Genomic DNA, 12,528 nt, shown 5'->3' with positions numbered 1-12,528 from the left:
TAGAAAGGAAGGAGAGGGGAAATGTTTGAACTGGTCGATAACATCGCACAAACCGCCGTCATAAAAGTGATCGGTGTAGGTGGTGGTGGCGGCAACGCCGTCAATCACATGGCCAAGAACAACGTCGAGGGCGTCGAGTTCATCTGCGCCAACACCGACGCACAAGCGCTGAAGAACATCGCGGCGCGCACCGTTCTGCAACTCGGCCCGGGCGTCACCAAGGGGCTGGGTGCCGGCGCCAATCCGGAAGTCGGTCGTCAGGCGGCTCTGGAAGATCGCGAGCGCATTTCCGAAGTGCTGGAAGGCGCCGACATGGTCTTCATCACCACCGGCATGGGTGGCGGCACCGGTACCGGCGCCGCGCCGATCATCGCCGAAGTGGCGAAGGAAATGGGCATCCTCACCGTCGCGGTGGTGACCCGTCCGTTCCCGTTCGAAGGTCGCAAGCGCATGCAGATCGCCGACGAGGGCATCCGCGCGCTGGCCGAGAGCGTCGATTCGCTGATCACCATCCCGAACGAGAAGCTGCTGACCATCCTCGGCAAGGACGCCAGCCTGCTGGCTGCCTTCGCCAAGGCCGATGACGTGCTGGCCGGTGCCGTGCGCGGTATCTCCGACATCATCAAGCGTCCGGGCATGATCAACGTCGACTTCGCCGACGTGAAGACCGTCATGAGCGAAATGGGCATGGCGATGATGGGTACCGGCTGCGCCAGCGGTCCGAACCGTGCCCGCGAAGCCACCGAGGCGGCAATCCGCAACCCGCTGCTGGAAGACGTCAACCTGCAGGGCGCGCGCGGCATCCTGGTGAACATCACCGCGGGTCCGGACCTGTCCCTGGGCGAGTACTCCGATGTCGGCAACATCATCGAACAGTTCGCTTCCGAGCACGCCACTGTGAAGGTGGGCACCGTAATCGACGCGGACATGCGCGATGAACTGCACGTCACCGTAGTCGCCACCGGCCTGGGCGCGCGCCTGGAGAAACCGGTGAAGGTCGTCGACAACACCGTGCAGGGCAGTGCAGCCCAGGCAGCCGCACCGGCCCAGCGCGAGCAGCAGTCGGTGAACTACCGCGACCTCGACCGTCCTACCGTGATGCGCAACCAGTCTCACGGCAGCGCGGCGACCGCGGCCAAGCTGAACCCGCAGGATGACCTGGATTACCTGGATATCCCGGCGTTCCTGCGTCGTCAGGCCGATTGAAGTAATTAATCAGGAGTAGAGATGTGATTGGTGTTCAGCAAAGGCCGGTTCTGCTATCATCGCCGGCCATTGTTGAAAACAGTTCGCAGTCAGCGCTTAAGCGGCCAAAGCCATGATCAAACAACGCACCTTGAAGAACATCATCCGGGCTACTGGCGTCGGTCTGCACTCGGGGGAAAAGGTTTACCTGACCCTGAAACCGGCGCCGGTGGACACCGGTATCGTGTTCTGCCGCACCGACCTGGATCCGGTCGTGGAAATCCCGGCCCGGGCCGAGAACGTCGGCGAAACCACCATGTCGACCACCCTGGTCAAGGGTGACGTCAAAGTGGATACGGTGGAGCACCTGCTCTCGGCCATGGCCGGCCTGGGTATCGACAACGCCTACGTCGAGCTGTCCGCTTCGGAAGTGCCGATCATGGATGGCAGCGCTGGTCCGTTCGTATTCCTGATCCAGTCCGCCGGATTGCAAGAGCAGGAAGCTGCCAAGAAGTTCATCCGCATCAAGCGCGAAGTCAGCGTGGAAGAGGGCGACAAGCGCGCCGTCTTCGTTCCGTTCGACGGCTTCAAGGTCAGCTTCGAGATCGATTTCGATCATCCGGTCTTCCGTGGTCGCACCCAGCAGGCCTCGGTCGATTTCTCCAGTACTTCCTTCGTCAAGGAGGTCAGCCGCGCCCGTACCTTCGGGTTCATGCGCGACATCGAGTACCTGCGTTCGCAGAACCTGGCACTCGGCGGTAGCGTGGAGAACGCGATCGTGGTCGACGAGAACCGCGTGCTCAACGAAGACGGCCTGCGTTACGAGGACGAGTTCGTCAAGCACAAGATCCTGGATGCCATCGGCGACCTGTATCTGCTCGGCAACAGTCTTATCGGCGAGTTCCGTGGCTTCAAGTCCGGTCATGCCCTGAACAACCAGCTGCTGCGTACGTTGATCGCAGACAAGGATGCTTGGGAAGTGGTGACCTTCGAAGACGCGCGTACCGCGCCTATTTCCTATATGCGCCCGGCGGCGGCAGTGTAGGAAAACTCTCCTTTCCATATTTGGAGGCCACCTCAGGGTGGCCTCTTTTTATTTCGGGATTTATTCTTGCCGGCTTTTCTCGGCGCGGCTTGCCAGCCGCTCGAGCGCTTCCCGCAGGCGTGGATTGCCGACGATGTCGGCGGATTCGCGAAGGTTTTCCGCCGCGACGGCAGACAGGGTCAAGCTGCGACGTGCCGCACGTTGTGTGGACGTGGTGGGTTGCACCTTGAAAAGGATTTTCGCTAAGTTCGCGAATTCTTCGAAAGCCTGCAGCTGCCGCTGCAGGCGCCGCTGCTGATAGCGCAGGCGTGTGGCCCAGTGGCCATCGGTGACGATCAGCAGCAGGCAACCGCCGCGCCACGAAGCCACATGGCAGTACGGGCGCGCCGCCGGTTGCAACTGGCTTTCCAGCAGTTGCTGCAGGCGGCAGATGCGCTGGGCTTCGGCGAACAGCATCTGCAGCGGCCTGGCCTGGCGCAGCAACTGGGTCGATGCCTGGGCGGGCAAGGGACGAAAAGACATGGCGGGAAGCCTGGGGGTTACTGAGTCGGAATGGTAGCAGAAAGCGTTTCGCTACTGCCGGCCCGTAAGAAGGATAAGTCATGCACATCATTTTTCTGAGCCGGCACCATGGGGCCGCTCGCTCCGTCCATCTGCAGCCGCGGTTGCTGATGCTGGCCGGGGCCTGCGTGGTCGGTGCCAGCCTGTTGGCCGGGGGCTTCATGGGCGCCTGGCTGTTCCGCGCGCCGGCTCCGGTGGCCGGCATCGAAGTCGATGCCGCGCTGCAGGCGCAGAGCGCCGAGATCAGCAGCGCCCGCGAGGACGCGCAGCGGCAGATGGACGCACTGAGCGTGCATCTCGGCGAACTGCAGGCGCGCCTGGTTCGGCTGGATGCCCTCGGCGAACGTCTCACCGAGCTGGCCGACGTCGACCCCGACGAGTTCGACTTCTCCCTGAGCGTCGGTCAGGGTGGCGTCGACGAACCGCTGGAGGGCAGCGCCTATGCCCCGCCGTCGTTCATGGCGACGCTGGACGAACTGGCGGCACGCCTGGATACCCGCGAGCAGCAGCTCGAGGTGCTGGAGCAACTGCTCGCCGACAAGCACATCAGCCAGTCGACCTACCTGGCCGGCCAGCCGGTGCGCCAGGGCTACATCTCCTCGCCGTTCGGGCGCCGGGTCAATCCGGTGAGCGGCCGCCTGAGCATGCACAAGGGCATCGACTTCGCCGCGCCGGCCGGCAGCGACGTGGTGGCCGTGGCGGCGGGGGTGGTGACCTGGTCCGGGCGCAAGAACGGCTATGGCAACGTGGTCGAGGTCGGGCACGCCGATGGCTACACCACGTTGTATGCCCATAACCAGAAGAACCTGGTCGAGGTCGGTGACCTGGTCAAGCGCGGCCAGGTGCTGGCCAAGGTCGGCAGCACCGGACGCTCCACCGGCTACCACGTACATTTCGAAGTGATGAAGGATGGCCGGGTAATGAATCCGCAAAGCTTCATCGCACGCGCGTCTGTTTCCGAGTGAGCGATGCGCATTGATCTGCTGTACTTTTCTCATACCCGTTTCCGGGTAGAATGTTCCCTTTCATGCCGTTGATCGGCACGGGCCGCCGGATGGGTGAGCCTTCCATTCCCCACGTGTGGATGACCAAGTCGATATGTTTGCGCCTTTGTTGAAGAAACTCTTTGGAAGCAAGAACGAGCGTGATGTAAAGCGCATGGCCAAGGCTGTACAGGCCATCAATGCGCTCGAGCCCCAGATGGTGGCGCTCTCCGACGAGCAGTTGAAGGCGAAAACGGCTGAATTCCAGCAGCGCTACGCCAAGGGCGAAACGCTCGACCAATTGCTGCCCGAAGCCTTCGCCGTGGTTCGCGAGGCTGGCAAGCGGGTGATGGGCATGCGCCACTTCGACGTCCAGCTGATCGGCGGCATGACCCTGCACGACGGCAAGATCGCCGAAATGCGTACCGGCGAGGGCAAGACCCTGGTGGGCACCCTGCCGGTCTACCTCAACGCGCTGTCCGGCAAGGGCGTGCACGTGGTCACGGTGAACGACTACCTGGCGCGCCGCGACGCCAACTGGATGCGCCCGCTGTACGAGTTCCTCGGTCTCAGCGTCGGCGTGGTCACTCCCTTCCAGCCGCCGGAAGACAAGCGCGCCGCCTACGCCGCCGACATCACCTACGGCACCAACAACGAATTCGGCTTCGATTACCTGCGCGACAACATGGCCTTCAGCCTGGACGACAAGTTCCAGCGCGAGCTGAACTTCGCCGTGGTCGACGAAGTGGACTCGATCCTCATCGACGAGGCGCGTACCCCGCTGATCATCTCCGGCCAGGCCGAAGACAGCTCCGAGCTGTACATCAAGATCAACAAGCTGATCCCGCGTCTCAAGCGCCAGGTCGAAGAGGTCGAGGGCAAGCCGACCGAGGAAGGCCACTACAGCATCGACGAGAAGACCCGCCAGGTCGAACTCAACGAGCAGGGCCACCAGTTCATCGAGGACCTGCTGAGCCAGAACGGCCTGCTCGGCGAAGGCGAGAGCCTCTACTCGGCGCACAACCTGAGCCTGCTGACCCACGTCTACGCAGCGCTGCGCGCGCACACCCTGTTCCACCGCAACGTCGAGTACATCGTCCAGGGCGACCAGATCCTCCTGATCGACGAGCACACCGGCCGCACCATGCCTGGCCGTCGCCTGTCCGAGGGCCTGCACCAGGCCATCGAGGCGAAGGAGGGCCTGCCGATCCAGGCCGAGAGCCAGACCCTGGCCTCCACCACCTTCCAGAACTATTTCCGCCTGTACAACAAGCTGGCCGGCATGACCGGCACCGCCGATACCGAGGCCTTCGAGTTCCGCCAGATCTACGGTCTCGACGTGGTGGTGATCCCGACCCACCGGCCGATCGCGCGCAAGGACTTCAACGACCTGGTCTACCTGACCCAGGAAGAGAAGTACGCGGCGATCATCACCGACATCAAGCAGTGCCAGGCCCTCGGCCGGCCGATCCTGGTCGGCACCGCGTCGATCGAGAGTTCCGAGTACGTTTCCAAGCTGTTGCAAGAGGCAGGCATCGAGCACAAGGTGCTCAACGCCAAGTACCACGAGAAGGAAGCCGAGATCATCGCCCAGGCTGGCGCGCCCGGTTCGGTGACCATCGCCACCAACATGGCCGGCCGCGGTACCGACATCCTCCTCGGCGGCAACTGGGAAGTCGAAGTCGCGGCCCTGGAGAACCCCACCGAGGAGCAGATCGCCCAGATCAAGGCCGAATGGCAGAAGCGCCACCAGCAGGTGATCGAGGCGGGTGGCCTGCACGTGATCGCCTCCGAGCGCCACGAATCCCGCCGGATCGACAACCAGTTGCGCGGCCGTGCCGGTCGTCAGGGCGACCCGGGTTCCAGCCGCTTCTACCTGTCGCTGGAAGACAACCTGATGCGGATCTTCGCCTCCGACCGGGTGAAGAACTTCATGAAGGCGCTGGGCATGCAGTCCGGCGAGGCGATCGAGCACCGCATGGTGACCAACGCCATCGAGAAGGCCCAGCGCAAGGTCGAAGGGCGCAACTTCGACATCCGCAAGCAACTGCTGGAATTCGATGACGTAGCCAACGAGCAGCGCAAGGTGATCTACCACATGCGCAACACCCTGCTGTCGGCAGAGGACGTGGGCGAGACCATCAAGGAGTTCCGCGAGGAAACCCTCAGCGCCACCATCAACCAGCACATTCCGCCGCAGTCGCTGCCCGAGCAGTGGGACATCGAAGGCCTGGAGGCTGCGCTGTACAGCGACTTCGCCGTGCGCCTGCCGATCCAGCAGTGGCTGGACGAAGACGATAAGCTGTACGAGGAAACCCTGCGTAGCAAGATCCTCGAGCAGATCGTCGCCGCCTACTACGAGAAGGAAGAGCTGGCCGGCGCCGAAGCCCTGCGCGCCTTCGAGAAGCAGATGCTGCTGCGAGTGCTGGACGACCTGTGGAAGGACCACCTGTCGACCATGGACCACCTGCGGCACGGCATCCACCTGCGTGGCTACGCGCAGAAGAATCCGAAGCAGGAATACAAGCGCGAGTCCTTCACCCTGTTCCAGGAGCTGCTGGACTCGATCAAGCGCGACACCATCCGCGTGCTGTCCCACGTCCAGGTCCGTCGCGAAGACCCGGCCGAAGAGGAGGCCCGCCTGCGTCGCGAGGCCGAGGAACTGGCCAAGCGCATGCAGTTCCAGCACGCCGAGGCTCCCTCGATGGAGCAGACTGTGGCCGGCGAGGAAGAAGAGCTTCCCGAGGGCCCGGCTCCGGTCGTGCCGCTCGAGCCTGTGCGCAACGAGCAGAAGATCGGCCGCAACGAGCCTTGCCCGTGCGGTTCCGGCAAGAAATACAAGCACTGCCACGGGCAGCTGGACTAAGCTTCCCGCCTGGTTCACCAACGCCGCGACCGGTCCTGCCGCTCGCGGCGTTTGTTCGAATTGGCGCCAGACCGGCGCCGATGCGTTTTCCGTCACGCCGTCGCAGACGGCATCGAGTCCACTGTTTGGTAAAGGAGCGCGTTCCCATGGCTGTCGGTCTTGGCCCCCTGTCCACCCTGCACCCGGTCCCCGGTTTCGAACTCGGCATCGCTTCCGCCGGCATCAAGCGACCGGGGCGCAAAGACGTGGTGGTCATGCGCTGCGCCGAAGGCTCCAGCGTGGCCGGGGTGTTCACCCTGAACGCGTTCTGTGCCGCGCCGGTGACCCTGGCCAAACAGCGTTTCCTCGGTGAGGTGCGCTACCTGCTGACCAATACCGGCAACGCCAACGCCGGTACCGGCGAGGCCGGCCTCGTCGCCGCCGCGCAAACCTGCGCCAAGCTCGCCGAACTGGCCGGGGTCGCCGAGACTTCGGTGCTGCCATATTCCACCGGGGTGATCGGCGAACCCCTGCCGGTGGCCAAGATCGAGGCGGCGTTGCCTGCGGCCCTGGCCGACCTGGCCGAGGACCGCTGGGCCGAAGCTGCCGCGGGGATCATGACCACCGATACCCTGCCCAAGGGCGCCAGCCGCCAGTTCGTGCACGATGGCGTGACCGTGACCGTCACCGGGATCAGCAAGGGCGCCGGGATGATCAAGCCGAACATGGCGACCATGCTCGGTTATATCGCCACCGACGCCAAGGTCGCCCAGGGCGTGCTGCAGGATCTGTTGCGCGACGCCGCCAACAAGTCCTTCAACCGCATCACCATCGACGGCGATACCTCCACCAACGACTGCTGCATGCTGATCGCCACCGGTCGCGCGGCGCTGCCGGAAGTCACCCAGGCCAGCGGCGCGCTGTTCGCCGCGTTGAAGCAAGCGGTACTGGAGGTTTCCATGGAGCTGGCCCAGGCCATCGTTCGCGACGGCGAGGGCGCGACCAAGTTCGTCACTGTTCAGGTCAACGGCGGCGCCACCCACCAGGAGTGCCTGGATGTCGGCTATGCCGTGGCCCACTCGCCGCTGATCAAGACCGCGCTGTTCGCCTCCGACCCGAACTGGGGACGCATTCTCGCCGCGGTCGGACGTGCCGGCGTGGCCAATCTGGACGTGAGCAAGATCGACGTGTTCCTTGGCGACGTCTGTATCGCCAGCCGTGGCGGCCGGGCGGCCAGTTACACCGAGGAACAGGGCGCGGCGGTGATGGCTCAGGCCGAGATCGGCATCCGCATCGAACTGGGACGCGGCACCTGCAGCGAGACCATCTGGACCACCGACCTGTCCCACGAATACGTGAAGATCAACGCAGAGTACCGCACCTGAAGCCAGGCATTCCGATCCTTCATCGATGGATGAAAATCGGGAATTTGCCATCGGTCCGTGCGCCTCTTAAGTTCTCTGGTGCATGGCCGTCCGCGTCGGGCGGCCGAAGAGGAGAGGCGCATGGCCCTGACCATCGTGATTGGCAATCGCAATGACTCGTCCTGGTCGCTGCGGGGCTGGCTGGCCCTGCGCATGAGCGGGGCGGCGTTCGACGAGATCCTCGTCCCGCTGGGGCGGCCCGATACCCGGGAGCGGATCCTGCAATATTCGCCGACCGGCAAGGTGCCCTTGCTGAAAAGCGAGGATGGCGACATCTGGGATTCCCTGGCCATCGCCGAGTACCTCGCCGAGCGCTTCCCCGAGGCCCACCTGTGGCCGCGCGGCGAGGCGGCGCGGGTGCTGGCCCGTTCGGTTTGCGCGGAAATGCACAGCGGTTTCGCCGCGTTGCGCGGCGAGCTGCCGATGGACCTGCGGCGCCAGCAGCCATTGGTGGAATTGTCCGAGGCGACACGACAGGATATTCAACGTATCTGCGAAGCCTGGGCGGATTGCCGGCGGCGCTTCGGCCAGGACGGTCCGTTCCTGTTCGGCCACGCCAGCCTGGCGGATGCGTTCTACGCACCGGTGGCGGCGCGTTTCCGCAGTTATGCGGTGGAGTTGCCGGATATCGCCCGGACCTATGTCGAGACGATTTATCAGTGGCCTGCGTTCCGCGCCTGGTACGACGCGGCATTGCGCGAGCAGGCCGGTAGTTGATGGCCGTCCGCCGCTTGCGGTGCGTGACGGCAGTAGCGAGGAGATGATCCGTGAAACGAGTACATGTCGCCGCGGCCGTGATTCGTGGCTCCGATGGCCGGGTGCTGATCGCCCGGCGTCCGGAAGACAAGCACCAGGGCGGCCTGTGGGAGTTTCCCGGGGGCAAGGTGGAGGACGGCGAGCCGGTGCGCGCGGCGTTGGCCCGTGAGCTGGAAGAGGAACTGGGCATCCGTGTCGAGCGGGCCCGGCCGCTGATCCAGGTCCGGCACGACTATGCCGACAAGCACGTCCTGCTCGATGTCTGGGAGGTCGACGGGTTTTCCGGCGAAGCCCACGGCGCCGAGGGCCAACCGCTGGCCTGGGTGGAGCCGCGCGAGCTGGCCGACTACGAGTTCCCCGCCGCCAACGCGCCGATCGTCCAGGCCGCGCGCCTGCCGGCGCACTACCTGATCACCCCGGACGGATTGGAGCCGGGCGAGCTGATCAGCGGCGTACGCAAGGCGGTGGAGGCGGGCATCCGCCTGATCCAGTTGCGCGCGCCGAACATGTTCAGTCCCGAATACCGCGATCTCGCCATCGATATCCAGGGACTCTGCGCCGGCAAGGCGCAACTGATGCTGAAAGGCCCGCTGGAGTGGCTGGGCGACTTCCCGGCTGCCGGTTGGCACCTGACCTCCGCTCAACTGCGCAAATACGCCAGCGCCGGTCGGCCGTTCCCCGAAGGGCGCCTGCTGGCCGCCTCCTGCCACGACGCGGATGAACTGGCCCTGGCTGCCTCGATGGGAGTGGAGTTCGTCACTCTTTCGCCGGTACAGCCGACCGAGAGCCATCCCGGCGAGCCGGCGCTGGGTTGGGACAAGGCCGCCGAACTGATCGCCGGCTTCAACCAGCCGGTCTACCTGCTGGGTGGCCTCGGTCCGCAGCAAGCCGAGCAGGCTTGGGAGCATGGAGCCCAAGGCGTGGCGGGTATCCGTGCGTTCTGGCCGGGCGGCCTTTGACGGTGGAATGAAGAAAAAAGGAGGCTTCGGCCTCCTTTTTTTCGTCTCGATGCCGAGCCCTCGCTCGCCGTCAGTCCGGTTTTGCCGCCGCTTCCCAGAGAATTTCCGCCACGCCCTGGCGCCGGGCGATGGCGCGGGCGGCGACGAACAGCAGGTCGGAGAGCCGGTTCAGGTAGCGCAGGCCGACGCCCTCCAGCGTTTCCTCCTGGTCCAGCGCCTGGCAGCGCCGTTCGGCACTGCGCGCCAGGCTGCGGCAGACATGGGCCTGGGCGACCAGGCGGGAACCGCCGGGGAGGATGAAATTCTTCAGCGGGCCCAGCTCGTCGTTCCAGCGGTCGATGCAGCTTTCCAGGCGTGCCACTTCCGTCTCGTCCAGGGCCCGATACTCCGGCATCGCCAGCTCCCCGCCGAGGTCGAACAGGCGGTGTTGCACCGGCGCCAGCGCCTGGACGATCTCCTCCAGGCCGGGATGTGCGCCACGCGCTTCCAGCAGCTCGGCAAGGAGCAGGCCCAACTGGCTGTTCAATTCGTCCACCGCGCCGATCGCCTCGATGCGTGGATGGCTCTTGGGCACCCGGCGTCCGCCGGCCAGGCCGGTCTCGCCACGGTCGCCGGTACGGGTGTAGATCTTCGACAATCGATTGCCCATGGTTTCAACCTTCCTCTTCGTCGCCCCGCCGCAGGCTGCTACCGGGTTGCGGTAGAGCGGGCGGCAGGGCCTTGGCTTGTGCCGGGGCGACCGCTTCGGAGCTTTCCAGCGGCAGGCGGATGCTGAAGCAGGTGCCGCGGCCCAGTTCCGAGCGTACTTCCATCTGGCCCTTGTGATTGTTGGTGATGATGAAATACGAGACGGACAGGCCGAGACCGGTGCCCTGGCCGACTTCCTTGGTGGTGAAGAACGGCTCGAAGATACGCTTGCGCACCAGTTCGGGCATGCCGCTGCCGTTGTCTTCCACCTGGACTTCCGCCCAGGGCGGCGTCAGGCGCGTGCGCAGGACGATCCGACCCTGTTCGCCTTCCTCTTCGTCGTCGCGCTGGTGGATGGCCTGGGCGGCGTTCTTCAGCAGGTTGAGCAGGACCTGCTCGACCTCGTTGGCGATCACCGGCACCGGGCCGAGGTTGGGGTCGAACTCGTGGACGATCTGCAACGACTTGAAGTCGAAGCCTTCGGCCAGGTCGAAGTCGTTGCCGGCGATTTCCACCGCCTGTTCGAGCAGTGCGGGCAGTTCGCAAGCGGTCATCTGCCGGTGGCTGCGGCGGCTGAAGGCGAGCATGTGGGTGACGATCTTCGCTGCCCGCGAGCCGGCGTGCTGGATGCCTTCCAGCAGGCGCGGGATGTCGCGGCCGTCGAGGTAGTGATTGATGTCTTCCAGCGGTACTCCGACCTCGGCCGCCAGCTCGACGTTCTTCGCCAGCTCCGGGGACAGGCGCCGCTTGATGTTCTGCACGTTGTGCAGGATCGCGCCGAGCGGGTTGTTGATCTCGTGGGCCATGCCGGCGGCGAGGCTGCCGACCGAGAGCATCTTCTCCGATTGCACCATCACTTCTTCCAGGCTCAGCCGCTGGGTGATGTCGTCGATGCGGATCACCGCGCCGCGGCCGGTGCCGCCCATCAACGGGTAGAAGGTCAGGGCGTAGTGGCGCGGCGTGTCGATCAGCGCCCAGGTGACCCGTTCGACACGCTCCACGCTGTGCTTCTCGGCAGCCCGGGTGAGCTGCGGAAGGAACGGCTTGAGCGAGGGAAAGGCGAGGAACACCGGCTGGTTGACCGCATCGTCCAGGCTGGTGCCGGAAAGCTGGCTGGCCTCCTGGTTCCACTGCGTGACGTAGAGTTGCTCGTCCACCGCGATCAGCGCCGAAGGCATGGAGTCGATGATGCTGTTGAGGTAGTGCTGGAAACCGGTGAGCTTCTTCTCGATCTTGCTGCGCACCTGCACTTCCAGTTCCAGCTTGCGGTTCGAGCGGCGGGTTTCCTCGGCCAGGCTCTGGGCCTGCTCGACCGCTTCCTGGGCATCGTCGCGGGCGCGCTTGAGCTGCTGCTCGCGGGCCTCGATGCGGGTCAGCATGGTGTTGAACGCGTCGGCCAGGCGGCCGATCTCGTCGCCGTTGCCGCGCTGGGCGCGGAGGGCGTAGTTCTCCTCGCGGGTGACCTGCCGCGACAGTTCCTCGAGATCGCGGATCGGCCGGGTGATCAGGCGGCGTATCTGCTGCGCCACCAGCAGCCAGAGCAGCACGCTGACGCCGAGGATCGCCAGGCTGGCGGTGAGGGTTCCGGTGTAGAACGCGCTCGGCAGTTCACCGCTGGCCACCAGCAGCAGGTAGCCGGGGCGGGCGTTTTCCTGGGGCAGTTCGATCAGCGCGTTGAGGCGGTACTCGCCGCGCCTCCAGTGCTCCAGGCGGTCCAGGCGGGTCGGCAGCTTGAGGGTGTCGCCGCGTTGCAGGTCGGCCAGCATCAGCCCATTGCTGTCGTACAGGGCCGCGGCGCGCAACGGCTGGTAATCGTTGAGCTGGCGCAGCAGGACCTCGGCGGTCTGCGGCGAACTGAGTGCCGGCTGGCTGAGCGCCGGGTTGGCGATCAGCCGGCCGATGGTCTGCATCGCCTGGGGGGCGACGCTCTCCTGGGAAATCCAGTAGGCGGCGCTGATGAACGCCAGGTTGGCCACCAGCAGCACGGTGGCCAGCAGGATCAGCAGGGCGGCGAGCAGTTTCTGCCCTACGGGCAGGTTGTCGAGGCGCTGGCGCAGGTTCATGGGCTCTGGCGGTCCGCGGC

Annotated in this window: 10 protein-coding genes; 7 read left to right on the top strand and 3 right to left on the bottom strand. The window is 65.1% G+C overall.

Annotated elements, in window-relative coordinates; all coding sequences use genetic code 11:
- Positions 1 to 21: 21 nt before the first annotated feature.
- A complete protein-coding gene (gene ftsZ / locus VQ065_RS25265; RefSeq protein WP_003094113.1) occupies positions 22 to 1,206 on the top strand; it encodes a cell division protein FtsZ in 1,185 nt (394 codons plus the stop codon).
- A 112-nt stretch (positions 1,207 to 1,318) separates the two neighbouring features.
- A complete protein-coding gene (gene lpxC, locus VQ065_RS25260; RefSeq protein ID WP_003094111.1) occupies positions 1,319 to 2,230 on the top strand; it encodes a UDP-3-O-acyl-N-acetylglucosamine deacetylase in 912 nt (303 codons plus the stop codon).
- Between the two features lie 60 nt (positions 2,231 to 2,290).
- Here lpxC and VQ065_RS25255 read toward each other — a convergent pair whose 3' ends face one another.
- Entirely contained in the window at positions 2,291 to 2,752 is a 462-nt protein-coding gene (locus tag VQ065_RS25255; protein ID WP_003094105.1) for a DciA family protein, read from the bottom strand.
- An 80-nt stretch (positions 2,753 to 2,832) separates the two neighbouring features.
- Between VQ065_RS25255 and VQ065_RS25250 the strand changes: the two genes are divergently transcribed.
- The 5 genes from VQ065_RS25250 to VQ065_RS25230 all read left to right on the top strand — a co-directional run bounded on the left by VQ065_RS25250 (position 2,833) and on the right by VQ065_RS25230 (position 9,758).
- Positions 2,833 to 3,756, top strand: coding sequence for a M23 family metallopeptidase (locus tag VQ065_RS25250; protein ID WP_003094103.1), 924 nt, complete (start codon positions 2,833 to 2,835; stop codon positions 3,754 to 3,756).
- 133 nt (positions 3,757 to 3,889) lie between these two features.
- Positions 3,890 to 6,640 (top strand): preprotein translocase subunit SecA, encoded by a 2,751-nt coding sequence (secA, locus tag VQ065_RS25245; protein WP_003094098.1) that lies wholly within the window; start codon positions 3,890 to 3,892, stop codon positions 6,638 to 6,640.
- Between the two features lie 146 nt (positions 6,641 to 6,786).
- Positions 6,787 to 8,004: a bifunctional glutamate N-acetyltransferase/amino-acid acetyltransferase ArgJ gene (gene argJ, locus VQ065_RS25240; RefSeq protein WP_003094095.1), complete on the top strand. Its 1,218-nt coding sequence runs from the start codon at positions 6,787 to 6,789 to the stop codon at positions 8,002 to 8,004.
- Between the two features lie 120 nt (positions 8,005 to 8,124).
- Positions 8,125 to 8,760, top strand: a complete 636-nt coding sequence (locus VQ065_RS25235) for a glutathione S-transferase family protein (protein WP_003094092.1) — start codon at positions 8,125 to 8,127, stop codon at positions 8,758 to 8,760.
- A 50-nt stretch (positions 8,761 to 8,810) separates the two neighbouring features.
- The gene (locus VQ065_RS25230; RefSeq protein WP_003094090.1) at positions 8,811 to 9,758 is read left to right on the top strand and encodes a Nudix family hydrolase; all 948 of its coding nucleotides are present in this window, start codon (positions 8,811 to 8,813) and stop codon (positions 9,756 to 9,758) included.
- A 70-nt stretch (positions 9,759 to 9,828) separates the two neighbouring features.
- On the opposite strand, the gene VQ065_RS25225 is transcribed toward VQ065_RS25230, so the two are convergent.
- Positions 9,829 to 10,407 carry a cob(I)yrinic acid a,c-diamide adenosyltransferase gene (locus tag VQ065_RS25225; protein ID WP_003094089.1) on the bottom strand — a complete coding sequence of 193 codons (579 nt, stop codon included), beginning with the start codon at positions 10,405 to 10,407 and terminating at the stop codon, positions 9,829 to 9,831.
- Between the two features lie 4 nt (positions 10,408 to 10,411).
- Complete coding sequence (locus VQ065_RS25220; protein WP_003094087.1) at positions 10,412 to 12,508, bottom strand: sensor histidine kinase; 2,097 nt, start codon at positions 12,506 to 12,508, stop codon at positions 10,412 to 10,414.
- Positions 12,509 to 12,528 lie beyond the last annotated feature (20 nt).

It is taken from the genome of Pseudomonas sp. KBN10P06128 (assembly GCF_037574945.1).
Classification (GTDB): domain Bacteria; phylum Pseudomonadota; class Gammaproteobacteria; order Pseudomonadales; family Pseudomonadaceae; genus Pseudomonas; species Pseudomonas aeruginosa.
This window is presented reverse-complemented; position numbering and strand designations above follow the sequence as displayed.